Annotated in this window: 15 protein-coding genes; 12 read left to right on the top strand and 3 right to left on the bottom strand. The window is 39.2% G+C overall.

Annotation, left to right across the window (positions count from 1 at the left end; all coding sequences use genetic code 11):
• Positions 1-19: 19 nt before the first annotated feature.
• Positions 20-2,323 (bottom strand): DPP IV N-terminal domain-containing protein, encoded by a 2,304-nt coding sequence (locus N480_RS19975; RefSeq protein WP_081231936.1) that lies wholly within the window; start codon positions 2,321-2,323, stop codon positions 20-22.
• Between the two features lie 622 nt (positions 2,324-2,945).
• Here N480_RS19975 and N480_RS19970 point away from each other — a divergent pair.
• From N480_RS19970 to N480_RS19950, 5 genes are all read left to right on the top strand, one after another.
• A complete protein-coding gene (locus N480_RS19970; RefSeq protein WP_063374187.1) occupies positions 2,946-3,698 on the top strand; it encodes a type 1 glutamine amidotransferase domain-containing protein in 753 nt (250 codons plus the stop codon).
• Between the two features lie 101 nt (positions 3,699-3,799).
• Complete coding sequence (locus tag N480_RS19965) at positions 3,800-4,402, top strand: GNAT family N-acetyltransferase (protein WP_063374186.1); 603 nt, start codon at positions 3,800-3,802, stop codon at positions 4,400-4,402.
• Between the two features lie 218 nt (positions 4,403-4,620).
• Positions 4,621-5,205 (top strand): hypothetical protein, encoded by a 585-nt coding sequence (locus N480_RS19960; RefSeq protein WP_155732904.1) that lies wholly within the window; start codon positions 4,621-4,623, stop codon positions 5,203-5,205.
• A gap of 86 nt (positions 5,206-5,291) precedes the next feature.
• Complete coding sequence (locus N480_RS19955; RefSeq protein ID WP_063374184.1) at positions 5,292-5,678, top strand: VOC family protein; 387 nt, start codon at positions 5,292-5,294, stop codon at positions 5,676-5,678.
• A 462-nt stretch (positions 5,679-6,140) separates the two neighbouring features.
• Positions 6,141-7,049 (top strand): hypothetical protein, encoded by a 909-nt coding sequence (locus N480_RS19950; protein ID WP_063374183.1) that lies wholly within the window; start codon positions 6,141-6,143, stop codon positions 7,047-7,049.
• Positions 7,050-7,195: 146 nt separating this feature from the next.
• Here the strand turns inward: N480_RS19950 and N480_RS19945 are convergent, their stop codons facing one another.
• Entirely contained in the window at positions 7,196-8,203 is a 1,008-nt protein-coding gene (locus N480_RS19945) for an MBL fold metallo-hydrolase (RefSeq protein WP_063374182.1), read from the bottom strand.
• Between the two features lie 170 nt (positions 8,204-8,373).
• Between N480_RS19945 and N480_RS19940 the strand changes: the two genes are divergently transcribed.
• From N480_RS19940 to N480_RS19930, 3 genes are all read left to right on the top strand, one after another.
• Complete coding sequence (locus tag N480_RS19940; RefSeq protein ID WP_063374181.1) at positions 8,374-8,730, top strand: winged helix-turn-helix transcriptional regulator; 357 nt, start codon at positions 8,374-8,376, stop codon at positions 8,728-8,730.
• A gap of 176 nt (positions 8,731-8,906) precedes the next feature.
• Positions 8,907-9,443, top strand: coding sequence for a hypothetical protein (locus tag N480_RS19935; RefSeq protein ID WP_063374180.1), 537 nt, complete (start codon positions 8,907-8,909; stop codon positions 9,441-9,443).
• Positions 9,440-12,262, top strand: a complete 2,823-nt coding sequence (locus N480_RS19930) for a prolyl oligopeptidase family serine peptidase (RefSeq protein ID WP_063374179.1) — start codon at positions 9,440-9,442, stop codon at positions 12,260-12,262. The genes N480_RS19935 and N480_RS19930 overlap by 4 nt, the downstream gene beginning before the upstream one ends.
• Positions 12,263-12,603: 341 nt before the next feature.
• Here the strand turns inward: N480_RS19930 and N480_RS19925 are convergent, their stop codons facing one another.
• Positions 12,604-15,120, bottom strand: a complete 2,517-nt coding sequence (locus tag N480_RS19925; protein WP_063374178.1) for a M1 family aminopeptidase — start codon at positions 15,118-15,120, stop codon at positions 12,604-12,606.
• A 180-nt stretch (positions 15,121-15,300) separates the two neighbouring features.
• Here N480_RS19925 and N480_RS19920 point away from each other — a divergent pair, with 180 nt between their 5' ends.
• The 4 genes from N480_RS19920 to N480_RS19905 all read left to right on the top strand — a co-directional run bounded on the left by N480_RS19920 (position 15,301) and on the right by N480_RS19905 (position 20,316).
• Complete coding sequence (locus tag N480_RS19920; RefSeq protein ID WP_063374177.1) at positions 15,301-16,119, top strand: substrate-binding periplasmic protein; 819 nt, start codon at positions 15,301-15,303, stop codon at positions 16,117-16,119.
• Positions 16,120-17,118: 999 nt separating this feature from the next.
• Complete coding sequence (locus tag N480_RS19915) at positions 17,119-18,078, top strand: hypothetical protein (protein ID WP_063374176.1); 960 nt, start codon at positions 17,119-17,121, stop codon at positions 18,076-18,078.
• 135 nt (positions 18,079-18,213) lie between these two features.
• The gene (locus N480_RS19910) at positions 18,214-18,990 is read left to right on the top strand and encodes a DUF6875 domain-containing protein (RefSeq protein WP_063374175.1); all 777 of its coding nucleotides are present in this window, start codon (positions 18,214-18,216) and stop codon (positions 18,988-18,990) included.
• Positions 18,991-20,316: an FAD-dependent oxidoreductase gene (locus N480_RS19905; RefSeq protein WP_063374174.1), complete on the top strand. Its 1,326-nt coding sequence runs from the start codon at positions 18,991-18,993 to the stop codon at positions 20,314-20,316. It abuts the gene before it with no gap.
• The last annotated feature ends 94 nt before the right edge of the window (positions 20,317-20,410 follow it).

Genomic DNA, 20,410 nt, shown 5'->3' with positions numbered 1-20,410 from the left:
TAATTTAAATCTGCAAAAGCTACTTAGTTATCAAATATGACTTGGGCGGTTCCATGCCTAATAGATGACGTACAAAATAATCCCAACGCTGCCTTACAAAGTATGGATTTTTGTCCAGTACGTGCCCCATATTTGGATAAATCATAAGGTCAAAGTCCTTATTAGCTTTCATTAGTGCATCAGCCAATTGGATGGTGGCAGCAGGGTGTACATTGGTATCTAACTCCCCATGTGCGAGCAGTAATCTCCCTTGTAAATGTTGAGCCCAGTTTAAATTGGATTGCGCTTCCCATTCAGGTGTTTCAGGGTAACCCATCCACATTTCATTCCAACCTGCTTTGTCGACTCTAAAGTCATGATTACCAGATGCTGATACGCCGACTTTAAAAAAGTCAGGGTACTTAAACATAGCATGAGCCGTATCGTAGCCTCCGGCACTAAAGCCAAAAATACCGACTCGATTGAGATCAAGATAATCAAAACGTTCACCTAGCTGTTTGATTGCAGTAACGTGATCATCACTGCCACCACTAAGATTTTTGAAAGAATATTCATGGAACTTGCGGCCCCTTTTGTTGGTGCCGCGACCATCCATTTTTATGACCACAAACCCAAGCTCAGCAAGTGCGTTGGCTTGACTGCGATAGGTCACAAAAGACTTAGGAGTAAAGAAATTATGCGGGCCAGTATAAATGTCATCAATAACAGGATATTTCTTGTTGGGGTCAAAATGTGAGGGTAAATACATCAATCCGTAGAGTGGTGTTTTTCCATCTCCTGCGAGCACAGAAAATGGCTTAGGCGGCTGCCAACCTAAGGCGAATAAAGCGCTGGCATCTGCTTTTTGCAATGTTCGAACGACATTGCCATCTCGGGTACTACGCAATAACGATGTGGGGGCTTCTGTTGCAGTTGAATATGTATCAATGAAGTACTTAAAGTCAGGAGATATTCGAGTGTCGTGTTCAGCCGCTTCAGGAGTCAGTAGCGTTAAGTTACTGCCGTCAAGGTCAACTCTATAGAGGTGACGAAAGTAAGGGTCTCTGCCTGCTTCTTTACCGGATGCCTCAAAATAGACTTGCTGATTTTTTATATCTACGCCACGTATCACGCGAACGGTCATGTTTCCTTGAGTAATCGGATTTTTGAGTTTGCCGTTAGATGAGTTGTATAGATAAAGGTGCTGATAGCCATCTCTTTGTGAACTCCAAATAAATGCATTTAACTCTGGGAGTGCCCAATATTGCTGCACCCAAGGATCGATATATTTATCATCATGTTCTTCAACAAGCACCCGTACTCTGGCTGTTTCAGGGTCAACTTCGCGCATAAAGTACTGACGATTTCCCCTAAAACGATTGTGGTAAACAAACTTACCGTCGTCTTGCCACCACCCCCAAACGGCTGCGCCATAATAGGTTTGCATTACAGGAGGAGCTTGTAGGTGTATTGCGGACTTTTTTTCAATGTCAATTAACACTAATTGTGCCATAGGCAGCTTATCTTCAGCTGCGGACGGGTAGTAGAACTCTGTGGTCTCAGGGCGTTTTCCTCGTTGATGAGAAGCTCGAACGAGTGCATATTTGCCAGTGGTACGGCGGTCAAGCTGATAAGTCATGACATATCTACTATCTTCGGACCAGTTAGCATAGACTTGTTTAGGCTGATAGGGCTTATTATCGCGCAGGTCATACGCGGGGTTAGGGTGCATTAAGCCATATGGAAATCCCTTATGTCCATCCGTCGTCAGCTGTGTCTTGTTACCACTTTTTAGGTGCGTCAATACTAAATTGTACTGCTCCACAGTCAATTGCCATTGTCCATTGGGAGACATTCCAGGCGCTTGCTCTACGTTGGCTTGTCGGTTTTGTGAGCAAATATATAGGTTAACGTCACACTGAAACCCTTTGCTTTGGATAGTAAAGTTAATTAATGGCAGCTCGACACTTAATGACTTTAGAGAGAGTGAACCATTATTGATATCTTCAACACCAGAGTGCAAAAGAGCACTTGCTAATTTACTGTGATCAAACAAAGGCTTTTGTATGTTATTAAGAGGATCGACATAAATATATTGATGACCTGCTTGATTCTCTTGTTTAAACCAAAAGGTATTTCCTTTATCAATCCAATTGGGAGTCAACCGGGTATTTTTTACCAATGGTGTTAAATTTTGCGGTAAAAACTGCTGCGCCCTTTGGTAATCAGAACGATCTAGACTGGGCTTTGTACTTGATTCTGGTTTGGTTGAATTCAGGCTACTTTGGCACCCAGCCAATAGACTTAACGCTGCCATTACAGCAACACGTTTAAAATGTGGCATAAAACATACTCCTTACTTGTTGCATCAATCTCTTAGTGCGCCGCTTACCTAGTTATTCTTGTTTTATTGAAGATGTAACGTGGTCACAGACAGGCAAAGTTATTGATGTTGGGGTCAAGCTCACTATATCCGAACCTTTGATTGTATACAATATACCAAGGTGGGTTTGGGTGAGCTGCAATGGTTTATTGTGTCGGGGTTTTGAGATTCAATTTTAGCGACTAGAGGCAAAAGCCTTTTAAGATAATGTGTTTAATTTCAAAGTTTCTACACTGTAAATGCCAAGTAATTGGTGGGGCCTCTCCCGTATTCTTTAGTATCTTTTATGTGTTAGGTGGCCTATAGGAAACCATCGGTGAGCATGGATGCAGTCCACATACTGTAGATTAAAAAAGTTAAGTGATGCGTGTAACCATACTTTAATACTTGGTGTTGCATATACCGTTTTAGTACCGCCATTAAAAGATATATACATAAAGCGGTAATTTAATTTTAAAGAGGAGCGCTTTTATGCATTAATTGGCGCCTAATTTTATGAGTAATTTCATTTAATGACTTGTGTTTAAACCTTTTCTTTATTTCTATCGTCAAATTGAAAAAGGCAATGAAAAAAAGGAATAAAATGAAGTATCTAGTGTCTGTAATCTTGTGTGTTTTGGTTCTATTTTCGAGCGGTACCTATGCAAAGCCGGCTAAAAAAGTGCTGATTTTAACTTCTAACCTAGTTGATATGGGCGACCCTGAAAAACATGATGCAAGAAACAACTTATGGGAAGTCGCACCGCCATACCACGTTTTTTTGAATCATGGCTTTGAAGTGGACTTTGTATCACCAAAAGGCGGTAAAGTTGAGTTTCAGATGTTTGCGATGGGGATTAGTAAATACACGATAAAATATGAGGGGTTCTTAGATAAGACAAACAATACCCTTAAGCCTATGGATATCAATGCAGATGATTATTGGGGTGTATACATTGGCGGTGGCTATGGTCCGCTTTTTGATGTGGCAAATGACAAAAACATTCAATCAATCATTGCGAAAATATATGAGGCTGGAGGTGTTGTTGGCTCTGCTGGGCACGGTGCTGGGGCATTCGCAGATGTTATGCTTTCTTCAGGGGAGTATATGGTCAAAGGTAAAAAAGTGGCAGGGTTCCCTAATTCGACAGAAGTTACGAAACCTTGGGCAAAGCAGGGCACACTTTTACCTATCATGGTTGAAGATAAATTGAATAAAAACGGTGCGATAGCTCAAAATAAAAAGACGCTGGATGATAAAACACAAGTCGTGATTGACGAGCGAATTGTATCTACACTATTTTTAGATTCGGCAGCTATTGTTGCAAAAGAAATGATCATAGCACATCAAAAATAGGATTTTGTGTTTTAAAACTTTGGCTAACATAAACTAAATGTTAAAGGCTTGCTCGAATAGTACTTATTTGAGCAAGCCTACTTTTCACTGAAAGAAGGGAGATGATGAGGTTGGTAAAGTGCACGTTAAAACTCGGATGGGATATCTGTGAGTCAGGTAAAATTGCAGAGCTTTATGAAATGGCCTTTGGTGAAAAGTTTGCTTCGGCAATTAGTGAGAAAAGCGGGCGGCTCACTGTGCTTGAGAAAAGTTTTTTACCTCAATTTTCGTATATTGCACTTTTTGAAGGGAAAGTGGTTGGTGTGGCAGGATTTAAGGCAAAAGAAGGCTCATTGACAGGCGGTTTGGATTTTAATGGGCTAGTTGCATGTTTAGGCTTTGCAAAAGGGTTAAAAGCAGCGTTGCTATTTAGCTTGTTTGAAAGAAAAGCGAGAAAAAATGAGCTGTTAATGGACGGGATTGCTGTAGACATGAAATATCGTGGTTTGGGGATTGGCTCGCAATTACTGGACGCAATTATTGACTATGCGGCGCAAAATAAATATGACTCTGTTAGGTTAGATGTGATAGATAGCAACGTGAGAGCGCGAAAACTTTATGATGCTAAAGGGTTTATTGCGACTAAACATGAGTATTACCCTTACCTGAAATTTCTGCTTGGCTTTTCGGGGTCAACAACAATGCACTACAATATAAAAAAGTAGTTAAAGGCTGAGCGAGTCGAAACCTTCTTCTTAACGAAATAACTTCATTGCATCCCCCTGATACCATTTAAAAGGTCGCACTCAGAGTCAGTGCCATTGATATTTAATCTGCTGTGCAAAATTCTATTTAAAATAAATTAAGTACTTTGAAATAGTAGAGAATTATTTGTCGTGCAGTAAAATGAGGGCTGAATTTTGTTTGCGCAAAGGAAGTCGTCGTGCGGTATTTAATGTTGTTATTTTTTGTTTTTCTTGTATCTGGGTGTACAGGGATTGGTGGTTATAAATTTTACGCACTTGAAAAGAGTGAAGAATACATAGATTGCGCTCTGTTGCTAAAAGATCCAAGAATTGGCGGCCTTTGGCAGCTATCTGGAAAAGGAAATAGCCGGACAGTATCAAGCAATGGCCAAGACCTTTTGGTTTGCTCTAAAACAATGTCTGAGGAGTCACTCTATTTGGTTGGACCATTCGTACCTATTATTCCTTTGTTTGGTATTTTTAGCAACGAACAGCCGAAGACCCCGGAATTTGTATTTATCAACCGCTCAGATAAGAATACGTCTAAGCTTAATTTAAGACACGGCTTTAATTGGTGTATATCTTCTTACCCAAAAGCAAGCTCGAAAAGCTGTAAACGCTCGAAATTTGGCACTGAGGTTACAATACCACCCAACTCAATACTTCATTTAGACACGAAGTTTCAAGAGCAGATCGAATTTATACTTGAAGGGCCTGGCGCCCACAAAGAGACGATAAAATTTGACTATGACAGTGGTGTCTACTTTATATTTACAGGGTAAAAATAAGCTAGACACGAATAAATTAACTGGGTGGGTGCGAGGTTTATATAAGTACCACGCATTTACCTTTACTAAAAGTAAGGCCTATGTTCTTAAAAAGTGTGCATCATGCAGCGATAATTTGCTCAAACTACGAAGCGTCAAAAGCGTTTTATACTGACATTTTAGGATTAAAAGTGATCGCTGAAAATTACCGAGCTTCTCGAGCGTCCTATAAACTCGATCTAGCGCTGCCAGATGGTGGGCAAGTCGAGTTGTTTTCATTTCCAACCCCACCAAAGCGACCTAGTCGTCCAGAGGCCTGTGGACTGAGACATTTAGCATTCAGTGTTCAGTCTATAAAACAGATGGTGCAATATCTAGAGGGTAAAGGCATTGACGTGGAGCCGATCCGTATAGATGAGTACACAGGTAAGAAATTTACATTTTTTCAGGACCCTGATGGGTTGCCTTTAGAGCTTTACGAACTTTAAATCGAACTCTGCTGCTAGGGGAACAATGCTCGAATTCGCCTTCTTATTCCATACTTAATCTATACCCCTCTTTAAAAGAATATGGTGAGTCCATACTGTATATAAAGTATGGACTCACCGGGGTATAAACTAAACGCAGCCACCACTTATACTTGGTGTTTTTACCGCAAGGTGCACAACGCCTTACAGAGCTCAGTACTCGATATCTCAAATTCGAGCGTAGCGGGCTCGTTTTTGCTAACTAAGTCGACAGCTTAAGTGTATCTGATTTGCTTTTGCTCATTTTAACTCGGCTTATTTCAGCTTTGAAAGCTCATTTATTTTGATTTTATTTAATTTTAAAGGTTTTGTTGTTAATTTGTGGTTTTATTTTGTTGTTTTTTATTTAATGGAAGGCTTTTATTTGTACAATATATTATTTATAGTTGCGCATGAATAAAAACGTAAATCAAAAGGAAATTCATGAAAACAACTATGTGTTTATCGCTGTTGGCAGCGAGCGTTTTTTCTACTAGTGCAACAGCGGTAGAAATTTTTAGAGCAGACAAAGACGCAATTACAACAGGGCAATCTGTATCTATTGAATACTCCGAGTGGGCACCGTCACAGTTCTTCAACGGCCGAGCCAATATTTACCTTGTCAAACCGAATGGCTCAAGAAGTAAAGTTGCTTCCAATCTTCCCCAAGTCGGTACGTATAGATCACCAACTTTAACCAGCATAGGTGAGCATAAATTTGAAATAGAGATATGTGCAGGTGGTCGGTGTGGCAGTAACGGCTCTCTAAAGGTCTACGTAAACCCAGTGTGTAAATTAGTAACTAGTGGTAGTTCATACTACGAGTGTGGTGGTAAGCAGGTAACTCAAAGCTTCAAAACCTTCATGAATCCACGAAGCCGCATCACTGAGTTTAAAGTACACAGAGGGTTTGTGACTTGGAAATATTACGATCATAACGGCTCAAGCGGGACAACTGCAAGGTCGTATACCAGCTACCACAGTAACAACATCAATGGTACAAACCGAGTTCAGATTACGCAAACCGCAGATAGCAACTTTAATGATGCTGATGTTATTAGATCGTTTCAGGTGAAGAATAATAAAGCTGTCTGGCAGTTTGTTGATGCTAGCCGAAATTGTGGTATCGGATGTACATCAGATGTCGCTTATTATCAGCAATGTCTAGATGGTCGTTATCCTGGTTTGGAAGCGATTACTTCGATAGCGCATTCAAATCTCAATGTAAAAGAAAACATTACAGACTTTTATATTAGTAGCTACGGAACTTATGCGTCATGGGTCTTTAATCGCAGAAATAGCGTTTCTTCAGACTCTTATCCAAGAAATGCACGCCTGAAAAGCTGCGGCTAACACGCTGCTCTTTCTCTAAAGTGGCTGTAAAATCAGTTAACTAAACACCAAAGAGTTAAAGCTCTTTGGTGTTTGATTAATAAGGGTTTTGTGAGCTGATTGGTGAGCTAGCGCCTTTTACTTGCTTATACTGGTATTTCAAATGTCTAGAGTGCTCTGGCAAACATTGCCCAAAACATGACTCTAACATGGGAGTGGGCAACTATATCAAACTCTTCTTCTCTTCCAGCTCGATACTTATGAGCCATTTTATCTAGAGCGAAGTCGATAATTTCATTGGTATAACCGGCATACCAAGAAAACGGAGATTGGCCCTTAAAATGTTTTTCAAAATCTGTTTTAGCTAAGCCTTGGTGAATGAATAATTGGACGTCTTTGATATATTCTTGCACAAATGCTACATCCGCTTTGTAGCCAATATTACTATGGCCTGTGACCATGACATCCCAATCTAGGTCCATGAGCTTGTCAATATCATGTTTGTATGCGATGGCATCTTCAACATTCGAAAAGCTTCTAAATTCAAGCTGGTCAGGGTGCACCAAATCAATTGCATGAATGACTTTTCGGCCGTTGTTACTAATTAAAAATGCCGTATTGTCAGGTGTGTGACCGTTAAAGTTGTCGAATATCTTGATTTCTTGCCCTTCAAAATTAAAAGACTTCGATACGATTTCGGTCACGGGTAATGGCATTGTCACACCATGAGAAATGAGCGTGTTTTTAACCTCCTGTGTGCCTATCACTTTAATATTTGGGTTCATTAATTTTTGCGCAATGACTCGAGAGCCCCCAACGTGATCAGCGTGGGCATGTGAGTATAAAATTGCACTTAATGGTTTATCAGTAATTGATTTTATTGCACTAAGTAAACGCTCTCCTGTGCCATAAGGGGCATCGATCAGTAACACGCTTTTTTCGCCGACAACAACGGTCACATTATAGTTAGATACCGAAACCCAATATACTTGTTCACTAAGTCGCTGTACTTCGTAAGGCAGGCCAAACCTTTCCACATGAGTACCTTTAACTTTTTGATTTAGCTTCGCAATCTCAATTTTTGAGGCTGGCTTGTAGGTGAATTCTGGTACATGAGCACCAGCCGAAAATGAAAAAATTAGTGCTGCCAAAGTTGCTACTGTGCTTTTAATCATTAAATTGGTTCCTATTACAATTAGCTTGTTTGAACAAAGTGAGTACAGAGTCCTAATTAACTCCATTAGTATTACTTTGTTGTGTTAGTTACTTTTATATACTATAGGGGTGAGTGGAACGGGCGTTCAAGTAAGCACAATTTTGTAAGATAGTATGGTTGAGGTAACTAATGAATAAAATCAAAGGTTTAGAAAAAGAAGGAATTTCAAAAAGTTCTGAGGGCTGCCCTATGGCATCTGTTATGAATGTAATTGGTGGAAAGTGGAAGATAATTATTTTGTATCACTTGAGAGACTCAATTTTAAGATTTGGAGAATTGAAGAAACGGATACCGAATATAACGCAGAAGATGCTGACCCAACAGTTAAGAGAGTTGGAAAGGGATGGGTTGGTTAAAAGGACAGTGTACCCAGAAGTACCCCCAAGGGTTGAATATCAGAGTACCTATTTGTCTGACGAGTTACGACCAATTATAGATATGCTATGTGATTGGGGTGAAAAACAAAAAGAGATGCTGGGGCGCTAAAATTAGCTCTAAGGAGCTTACAAGGTAATTCTAAATGTGCTTAACGATCTGAATAGTGTGCTGGTAGTGCTTAAAGTACGTTCTTATTTCCTAGTTGGCTCCGAAGGTTTTTGGGCGTAAACTATTAAAAAGTAAAAATAAATTGCAATTTAAAATTCAGTTAAGGAATAAAGTAAATGAAGCATGTGATGCTACTTATATTCGTACTATTGATGACTAGCTGTGCTACCAAAGTCGAGTCTATAAAAGACGATAGAGATGTATTAACACGGGAAAATACGGGTTATATCTTGTTGGGAATTGATAGCAATATGAGTCTTAAGTCAATTGTTGTAGAAGGACCTAAAAATATCAGAATAACTCATAATGACTTAACTGCAGGTAGTAATCATATTTTACTCGCTTTGGAAGCAGGAGAATATAAGCTAAAGCGGATTGAGTTCAGCAATTATTTTAAAACGAGCATCTCAGAGCAAGAGTATTGGACCTTTACAATTAATCAAGGCGAGATCAATTATGCGGGAGATATTGAGCTAAGGACCCAATGGTTTGCTCGATCTTTAAGGTTTAATATGGAGCTGATTAATAACTCCTCTTTGGCTTTAGATTTCTTAAAAGTTAACTTTCCAAATATTTTATCAAGTAAGTCAATCGTTTATGGCGGGCCAGGTCACGATGATTACTTGCAACTATGGAGTGATAAAAACCTATGAAGTCACTTTTAACGATTTTCCTAATTTTGATACTGTCTTGTGCAGCGCAAGCCAGCCTCATAGATTCTACAAAGCTTATTGCAGCTGCAGAGTATTCGCATTTTAACTTATCGCCTGACGGAGAAAATATAACCTACATCCAAAGGGGAAAAGAGAGCTACCTAATCGTAAATTATAACGTCAAAGACAAAACCACTGTACGCATAAAAAGCTTGCATGCAGTTAATGCTTTACTCGATAAGCACTGGATTAGTGACAATGTCCTTTATTTCGAAGTAAAAGGGTTAAAAACTACCCACTCTTTTATCGCTCAAAAAACAAAGTTAGGGGGGTATATGGAGGTACTTCTAGACGCAAATTGGTCGGTTGTTAGAGGTTATAAAGGTGACGGTAAGCACATACTTATTTCCGAATCAAAAGGAGCTAATAAATATCAGGTATCTCAGGTGCTAATAGAAAGTTTATTCTCTTTTCAACGTCCCAAGAAAAAGGTGTTATTCACTTCTAACTATGGCCATCGAGAATTATTTTATGAGCCAATTGCAGAGCAGCTCATAGGATTTAAAGCTGAGGATAAAGCAATCACTGTGTCAGCGCGAGCACTTGATGGTTCTAAATGGACGCAACTATTAACTTCGCAAATTGGCAGGCGAAATTATTTTGTTCCAATTGGTTTTCTAAATAAACGTACGATGGTAGTACTGAGTAATAAAGATAGCGATAAAATCTCAGTGTATAAATATTCTTTGGATACTAAAAGAATCAGTGAATTGGTATACGGGAATAACAAATATGATGTGATTGATGCAAGGATAGAAAACGGTAGGGTTGTGAGTGTTACTTACCAGAGAAATGGAAAGCCTTATCATGAGTACCTTAGTAAGGAAAAAGAAGCTTTTAAAGGGCGCCTTTCTGACGAGTTAGAAGGGATGTTATTGACTACCTTGGACATCGACCGCAGTGGAAAAAACCACCTATTATTTGCAAGCTCGCCGACTCATGCAGGTACTTGGTTTCATTTTAATAGTGTAAATAACAAATTTACTCGATTGATATCAGCATACGAAGAGTTAGAAAACTTAGAGTTTGCTCCAACAGAATTAATAAAGGCTACGTCTAGAGATGGTATTGAATTAGAAGGCTGGTTAACTATACCTCGTGTAAACAATCGCAGTACATTGATTGTGATGCCTCATGGAGGGCCCATCGGCGTGCAAGATAGCAATGAATTCAGCGCTGAGATTCAGTTGCTAGCGAATAGAGGGTTCACTGTATTAAGAGTTAATTTTCGGGGCTCCTCTGGGTATGGAAAAGAATTTCAAAATTTAGGCGTAGGAGCGCTTGGTGGTGATATTGAGTCAGATATACTGACTGTCGTTAACAAGGTGAATGAGCAATACAGCTTTGAGAATACTTGTGCTATGGGTAGTAGTTATGGTGGTTATTCCTCGGTTATGTTAGCTATTAACGAACCCAAACGCTTTGATTGTGTAGTTGCTGCATATGGCATTTATGATATTCCCTACCTATTTACTAGCTCCAATTTTCATGGCAAAGAAGATGTAATATCACAGATTGAAGGGGCTGTAGGTGCTAAAAGTGAGGCCATGAATAAGCCTTCCCCTGTTTATTTGGCCTCCAAATTAAATGTTCCCATTTTTCTGATAGCTGGGCGTAGAGATTATATTGCGCATTTCGAGCATAGTAATCGGTTCAAGCAAGTATTAGACATACATAACAAAGATGTAGAGACTTTATTTTTTAAAAAAGCAGGTCATGGACAGTCTACTTGGCTAGGGCAAAGGCAAGAAACACTCGCGGTTATTGATTTCTTAGAGCGAAAATTGAACTTGGACAAATTGGTGCCTGATACCGAAACTCAAAAAGAAGTCCTCGCGCGTGAACACTTGGAAACCGCAGCACTGTATAGCGATGAAAATATCCTAATGGAACCGAATTATAATTTAGCTATATATTTTAATGAATTAGCTGTAAAGCATGACAGTGCAGAGGCTTTATATAACCTAGGTATAATGCATCAACAGGGAAAGGGCGTAAGCTCAGACTTAGGCAAGGCAAGGTTGTACTATGCTCAAAGTTCAGAGCGGGGGAATAGGGAAGCTAAAGTGTCCCTCGCAAAAATGTATTTTAATGGCATCGGTGTAGAGAAGGACACAGACAAGGTACATGAAACTTTAGCCTCTATAAATGAGATTAGTGAGCATCAAGAAGAGAGCTTGTTGCGTTTAATGCTGTATTGCCAAGCCCCAAAGAACGATAAACATAAGAAAAGGTGTTTAGAGTACCCAAAAGAGTTCATCAAGAAATTTGAGGCAGGTACAACTAGCACTTTAGCAAGGTTGCTTGTTAGTGATAGGACTGCTGTAGATGTAAAAGAAAGCCTTATCAGTTTTATCCGCGACAATTATAAACTTGATGCAACTAGCTTCAAACTAGACATCAGAAAAAAGGGAACATTTGTTTGGAGTCGTCACGCTGGATATGGTTGGCGAGATAAATTAGTGCCGGTGGAAGAAGCTAAAACAACGATGAATGATTCGAGGCAGTGCTATTTAGAGACGTTTATAAATTTAGAGGGGTTTGATGGAGGTAGAAGAGCCGCTGCAATTATGCGTTGGGAAGCCTTTCAAGACGGTAATTTAAAGGATGATAGTTATGCTTTATATCGTGGTAAAACCTCAACCGCGTGGCGGTATACTGTCCCGATGGAAGAAGATGCACCTGATTTAACCTATAAAATCAGTGTATTTAATCTGGATGGCGAGCTCATAGAGAGCTTTGAATGTGATAACTCTTAATTCGTTTGTAAATGGCCTTTAGCATTGAGTCTGTTGAGCTTTTGAGAGCGTTATGACCCTCTTTTTTGCTTTGGCATCCAATTACCTTGTGCAGACATGGAAACTGTTCAATGGAGTGAGGCCGTTTCACGAATAAAAGTGGGTGAAAATAAGCAAATGGCAATCTCCGTTAGAAAATATAGGTAACTGTCAGCAAAGGTCTAAACATTCACAAATAGGTGCATGAGTAACTTATTCGTTCTAAGTCAACGAAAGCAAGTCTTTGTAAAAAGTCGCTGTTTAATTAGATAGCGACTTTTTTGCTTTCTGTTATTTGAGCCAACGACGTATAACTCGTGTTTTTAGTGGGGAGAAGCTGCCAAAATACTGTTACCAATGCGCTCACTGTTTAGAGTGCATTGTTCAATACCATCAGACACAATACTCAGTTTACTTTTTAAACCAGAAATTGATTGCCAACTCTCGAAAAGTTGGTGTATCGCCTCCTTTTGCTCATCTGAGCAGGCGAGCAAAAAGTTATAGGGAAACCATTGCAAAGACTCGCTGGAAACGTGGTTAAATATCTTAAATTTTCTGGCATTGATGAGCTGTATAGATGAAATTCTAAGGGCCGGGTTAAAAATAGGAAATTGAAAGCGGTAATCTATGACCATACCTTGTGTTTCGTCACTTAATAGTAAATCGTAGTACAGCGCCGTTTTAGATGCTGAATTTACATAACCAAGGCCAGACAAAAATGCCTCTTTTTCAGTTGTAGGTATTGCACTAAAGTCCTGAATGAGTGATTTATATTCTTCATTTGTTGAGTTTTTTGCTAATGTCATAACAATTGCATCAAGGTGAGGGTGCCCAATGTGTTGGCCCGATTGGTAGATACGTTTAGCGGCATTTACCGCATTGGGATCTTGCATATACACGCCATATAGCTTCATTAAATTATTTCCATATGGCATCTCAAGAGTTTGTTGCCACTGGATGTTCAACTTGATGTGCTTTCGCAAATAAGCTGTATAGGAGGAAACGCTATTTATTTGCACATGTTCAAGGTATGCATCGATTAAAGTACTTACAATTTCATCCGCACGAGGATTGCCTAGTTGTAATGGATTGAGCTCAGCGACTAACGCTTGTGTATACTTCATGAAATCGACATGTCCAGTAATCGCAAGCGCCTGTAAATTGTCGTTAAAGGATGCTTTCTCTTGACGTGATAATTTATGTATTGGAATGTCTTCATAAGTTGATTGATTTACAAACCGGAAATAACCCACCCCACCGGCATCGAGAAACACAGCTTTAATGCCTTTATTGAGGGCCACTTTTTGCTTGTGCTTTGAGAGTATGAGTTTGTGTGTAGATATTTCTCTGCCATCCCAGACCTTTAGCGACACTGGAATTGTCCAAAGCTGTTCAGAGCGATTAAATATGTCTTTTTGCTCAATGAAAAAATGATTGTCGTTGTGCGTAAGGGTTACTAATGGATAGCCAGTTTGACGCGTAAAACTAGAGGTGACGTCTTGTAGGTTGGGGTCTTTAAGCAGTTTAATAAACTGCTCAGTACTGACGTTTTGACCATGGTACAAATCTACATAGCGCCTCAAAAGCGATTGAAATGATTTTTCTCCCATTGCTTGTTCAAGCATTTCTAATAGGGCGCGCCCTTTGGTGTAATGCAGCTGGCCATACGCGAGCGTATCTTTTCTAGATTTTATATCAAAGACTAGTGGCATTGCTTTGCTATTGTCGTCTTTGAATGCGCGTGATTGCGGTGTGTAAGTACATAAGTCGTTGTTTGGATAAAGGTCTTGTATGACTTTGGCTGCAATAAATTCTGTGAAGGATTCATTTAGCCAATAATCATCGTACCAAGCCATCGTAATGTCGTTACCAAACCAGCTATGCGCAACTTCATGGGCTATCAGTTTTTTAAATTGGCAATGGGCCATGTCTGATGCGCCCGGATCGGGTATCTGATTATAGTTTATTGAAACTAAACCTAAATTCTCCATCGCGGCCACGCTGCCATAATTACCGACAATGAAATCCAGCTTTTTAAAAGGAAAGGGTGCGTCCAAGTATTCTTCAATATGTGATATCGAGGTGCTCACAATTTGATTAAAATATGTTGGCAGAGTTATAGATATGCTCTTTGGTACGTAGACTTTCGACTTAAAGCGGCTGGTGTCCAATGACTTTGTATTAAACTGACCTATGGCTAAAGACAGTATATCTGTGTTGATCCGTGGCGTAGTTTTAAATTGAGTTAATTTGGTTGCGTGTTGTTCCGTTATAGATTGCACATGGGTATTATGCAGTACGTCATATTCTATTGGCGTTGATACGCTGAATTTAAATGTCGATTTTTGATTTGGTTCATCTAGTGTCGGGAAAACGCCCCTTGCTTCCATTGATTGAAACTGTGTGAGTAGGTATGCCTGCTCTTGCCCACTATGTCCACTAAACAACCCCTCATGATGTACAGACAATTTACCACTGAATTGTATATGCAAAGTTGCCGCGTCTTCCAGTTTCACAGGAACTTGGTGGCTAACTATCTCATATAGATTAGGTTCTTGTACTGTTAGGGGGTATCGCATACCTTGGTATTTTAGATAAACATCTTTTATATCAAGTGCTTTACTGTGATAAGAGATGACATCAGTAGGATTGGTGAAGCTCAGGTGTAGTGTCGTTACACCAGAAAAAACCGGCTCTTTAGGGTCGATATGTAAGTGCACGGCTTGTTTAGAGAGTTGAATATGTTTAGGCAATCGAAAATCATCGTTAGCAAAGCTAGGAAAGGTGGCGACAACAAGCAGAAATATTGCATATAGGCAAAAGAGTCGATGTGGTTGCATACAGGCTACTTATAATTACTTATGCTGTTAATCTACATTATTTTTTATGCTGATTATAGTTCAGTTATACAACGAGGTGATTGGTGTGCCGATTGGATGTTTAAATCACTCTCTAAACTTGTCTATTTTTTTGATGGTTAACTATGCTCATGTAATCAGGGTGCTTTTATAGGGGTCACAATGTCTTTTTTGTGCAGAGCAATTATCGCGGTAATTCTTGTTGTGACCTCTTATTGCTGTAGTGCAAACAAAACTGTGTCAGTGATTACTTTACCAGATTATGAACCATTTGGTTCATTGGCCCAAGGTGATACGCATGTCGTTAAAGTACCGCCAGGGGAAGATAGTGAGCTTTTTGAAGGGTTTGCATGGGATGTGGTGCGTGAAAGCTTCCATTCAATGGGTTATACCGTAGAACTATGGGTTGTGCCATGGGCTCGCGCACTCACTTATATTGACTCAGGCCGTGTTGATTTAATTTTTCCAGTTAGTATCAGCGCAGAGCGCCTCAAAATTTATCGCTACTCCAAAGAGCATGTTAATAGTGTTTTTTACCGCTTGTACATCCTAAAGTCCCAACCAATTGAATGGCAGTCACTCGAAGCTCTGCACGGGATGACCATCGCGCAAATGCGTGGTTTTAATTATGGAGAAAGGTGGGCACTACTTAAAAGTGTAGACAAATATGATGTGGGTGAAATCATTCAGGGGTTTGAGATGCTGATGAACAAGCGGGTAGAGGGCTTTGTCGGGTATGAAGGCGTTTGGGATACGGTACTTCAGCAGCATAAACTTGAAAACGATATTATTAAGCTGCCTATGTTTGATAGTAATAAAGAGTATCTAGCAGCCTCTTTAGGTAATCCAATGGGTAGAAAATTATTAAAGCAGTTTGATTTAGGTAAAAAGCGAATTATGGAGAGTGGCAAATTAAAAGAAATACAGCGCAAATGGTCAAGTGTTTTAAGTGAAAATGGCACCGAGGGTCTCAGTCAATAAATGTATTATTGGCTGGAATTAAGTCTGAACAACACCGCTCCATTTGCTAATTTAGGCTGAGCTGCGTAATTTCTCGAGTATAGCGTCAGATTGCCAAAATCAGAAACTTTCTATAGGCCTTGTGTCCAATCCCAAATTAAGCCGTGATGATGACAGCATTTGTGATATTGCAGCAAGTTTTTATAAAGCCTGCCGCCGTAAATGCACCAAACCCTTAGTTCATAAGTACTTCACAGTACTTGTGCAGGGATCTAGTTGTGCGCTATTCCAAGCTCAAAGAACGATTGTAAGCAGTATTTGGTCCTAGACATTTTCACTTATAAGCCATTGAGTATCACTTCAAGCAGTTTAACTCTTCTCACTATTATTTACCCATGAGCAGCGTGTTTATTACCTTACGTTGAGCTTATATTTAGCTGAAAGTTTTCAACAAATGGTGTCAAGAGCGCCTCATAGCATCAAGATGTAGGGGGAGAGGCTTATTGTTTTTTATTTATTAATAATCAAAGCTGGAATGCGTATTAATACTAATAAGAATTGATTGCAAAAATAGGGTGATTATTTATTTCAGAAAACTAAAAGTTATAAATAGCATCTTTTAGAAGGCTAGAAGTTATAAGGCTCATTTTTGTCTGTGTAAGCATAAAAATATGGCTTTATTTACAGTTTCTTACCGTGTAGTATTAAATTAGTGATAGCTTTTATGTATAGGTAAGTATTGCATAAAATTATATTTTGACGTTGAAAAGTCAGAATATAGCTGATGTGGTTATTATCTATTAATGATGCCTACTTCATTGTGTAATATTGCACAATTAGAATAATAATAAGTACCTGGCTTGAGTAAGTAGTCACTTCACATCTGGCTTAAATCAGAAGAAGGTATTATTTACTATAATTACAGCTAGCGCGGATTTTTTTAATGGATTCTAAAATGCTGCTCGCCAGAATAATTTATAACAAGAGAGTATTGGTTTGCAAAAAGATAGCCTTCATATTATGGAAAATGGAAAACGTCAGAATGGAAGTGATATTCCTGAAGACACTAGTAAGTTGGTCGAATTTAAGAGCGATGATTTTAAAGTAGAAGACGTCTGTGCTTCACTGAGAAATGATTCAGTTATCATAATAAGGAATGTAGATAAAGAACAAGCTGATGAGTTAATGCTTACTATCGCTAAAAAATTCGAACTAGGCGATCAACTTAAATTACAGTCTGGTTTTGCCACGCTTAGAGAAATAAGAGATAACGTTGGCAAATACTTCATGACTTCTAACCCCCGAACTGACTACCAAGTTATTCCACCTCACTGCGAAAGTTCTCGATTTTCCGACATGCAACTGGCGTCATTTTACTGTCATGAAAATGATGTAATTGGTGGAGAAACGATTCTACTACACCTTGATCCCAATTCACCGTGTTGGGAATTTCTTAAAGAGCGAGGTGTCAGGATCAAGTATGGGGATAAAAAGCTAACGACGAATGAGATTGCTAAAGCACGAGCGATGTTATCTATTGATCCCGAAAAAGATGTGTTATCAGAATCAGATATCGTTTTAGAAGAGCACTCTATTCCAGGAACTGATGCTAAGTTTTATGACGCATTAGCTCAAGCGAGAAAGTCTTACTCCAAAATTCTAGGCAAGGATGTATACACCTACTGGGCAAATATGGCGGGTGTTGACTTTGATGCGTTTGACGAATACCTAAGACTTCTTAAGCAGTGGGGACTGTTCCGCTACCCTCCGAGCGAAATGAAAGATGAACAGATGGATCCGGTAAGAGAAAAGCGGGTGTATCGTTCTGGCTTAGATTTTTCTCAATTGTTCTCAAGTAAATTGACAATTGATTTAAAACCAGGTGATTTTGTGATTCAAAACAACATGACATGGACGCATTCATCGAATAATTACGAGCCCAGATCAGGTAATAGAAATATAGCCGTTGCGTTTGCGTAGTTGCTATGTAAATCAAAACTACTGTTGCCTCCTTTTTAGCTTAATAAGCGGGTATTGCCTGTAGTTCTTCATTTACGCCAATTGTATTTTCTAACTGTATTTGGAGGGTATAATTGATAAGGAAGATTAAACATCATGTTAGACGACAATATAATAATAAAATCACATCAAAAACATCAGCTCGTTGCCATCTCAAATTTAGAACAGAGCTATCTGAATGACCCTAAAATAGTTCAAGTAGTCGATTGGGTTCATGAGTATTTAGCAAAGCCCCATGAAGATTTAGGCAGAAGTGGCGCTGTTTGCCCATTTGTACCTTTTTCTCTTAAATCGAATTCAATCTATCTTGCTAAAATAGAGCAAGAGCCATTGGATACATGCAAAATGTCAAAAATCATCAAAGAGTTTGGTGATTTATTCATACAAAAAAGTGGAAGTAACCAAAATAAAAATCTGAATAATGCTTTTATTATAGTGTTTACTTCTTTAGGGCGAGACCAAACTCACTTAGTGGATGAAGTGCAAAATGCGTTAAAACCCTATTTTGTTGAACAAGGATTAATGCTGGGTGAGTTTCACTCCAAAAATGAAGGTTCTGGGTTGAGAAATCCAAATTTCAAACCGCTGCGAAGCCCAGTGCCTTTATTAGCTATCAGACATATGGTGGACTCGGATCTGCCGTTTATGATGTCTCCAAAATATTCGATTGAAGAACGTATATTGTTCTTACGTTCTTACCTCAGAAATCTCAAAGGTGAATTGAACGATGTTCAGTTCACAAAATCTTTAGATATGCTAATCAATCTTGAAATAGAACTCGGAGCTTCAATTTCAACCAAACTTGAAGAAACAATTAAAGGCCAAACATGTAAACATGCAATGCATTTGTGTGGTTCAAAGAAGGAATACTAAATGAGTGACCGTATTGCTATTGTAGGTGGGGGATTATCTGGTTCATTATTAGCACTGTCTCTAGCACAGCGTGGATTAGAGGTCGATGTCTATGAAAAAAGGACAGACCCAAGGATAAACCGCGGAGAGACAGGGCGTTCGATTAACCTTGGTTTATCCAAGCGTGGTATGGAAGCACTGAAACGAGTAGGTATGCTTGAGACAGTGCTAGAACGTGCTGTTGTGATGAAAGGCCGAGTAATTCATAGCCCTGATGGTGAAGCTATTTTTCAGGCATATGGGAATAACAATAATCAGGTTTTACATTCAATTGACCGTAATGAGTTAAATAGATTGTTACTGGACAAGGCAGATCAGTCCGATAAGGTTACATTGCATTTTAATCAGAGATTTATAAAAGCAAATAAAGATGCAAGAACGATTGAAATAGAATCAGATAGCCAAACTAAAGTCATTAAACACAAATGGGTAATTGGCGCAGACGGTGCCTTTTCAAATGTGCGTAAAGAGATGCAAAGAGGTGAGCGGGCTAATTATCAGCAAGAGTTTTTAGAGTGGGGATATAAAGAGCTCTCGCTTCCGGCCAAAGAAGATGGCACTTCGCTAATCCAACTGGATGCATTGCATGTTTGGCCTAGAGAACATGGCTTGATTGTCTCTCACCCGAACCTTGATGGCACGCACACCTTGTCTGTTTTTATGCCGTTTAATGGTGAGTTTAGTTTTGAAAAAGTGACAACCAAGAAAGAGGTTGAAAACTTTTTTAATACGCATTTCTGTGACCTTGTTAGTATGTTGCCAAGTTTAGTTGAAGAATGGGAACGTAACGCGGTAGGTTCATTGATCACCACAAAAACGAGTCAGTGGTACTACAAAGACTGGATGGTTTTAGTGGGTGATGCCTGTCATGCTCAGTATCCATTCTATGGTCAAGGCATGAACTCTGCATTTGAAGATTGCTGTGTGTTACTAGATTCACTTGAAGCAACTCAATTTGACCTTGCTAACGCATTTGAACGCTATGAGTCGTTAAGACGTCCACATACGGACGTGTTAGCCCAGCTCTCTAAAGATAACTTTACTGAACTTAAAGACAAAGTGAAATCTCCTATGTTCTTGATGCGCAAGAAGATGGATCTAGTTCTGAATAAACTATTCCCTGAGCGTTGGTTGCCTATGTACACCATGATTGCGCACACAACTATGCCATATAAACATGCGTTGATACGCTCCATAAAACAAAACAGGATAATAAACTCAGTAGCAGCATGTATAGCAGTTGCAACTACTATGGTTTTATTTAGTCTGATTTTCCCCTTAATTTAAATCAACTAAGAGTACCTTCTGAGTGCGCCAATAATGGCTAACTTTGCGTTATCAGCTGCAAAGTAAAATAAAAATTAAAACAGCGATCCAAATC

It is taken from the genome of Pseudoalteromonas luteoviolacea S2607, assembly GCF_001625575.1.
Taxonomy (GTDB): Bacteria; Pseudomonadota; Gammaproteobacteria; order Enterobacterales; family Alteromonadaceae; genus Pseudoalteromonas; species Pseudoalteromonas luteoviolacea_E.
Note: the sequence above shows the minus strand (reverse complement) of the source record. Positions and strands in the feature narration are given on the sequence as shown.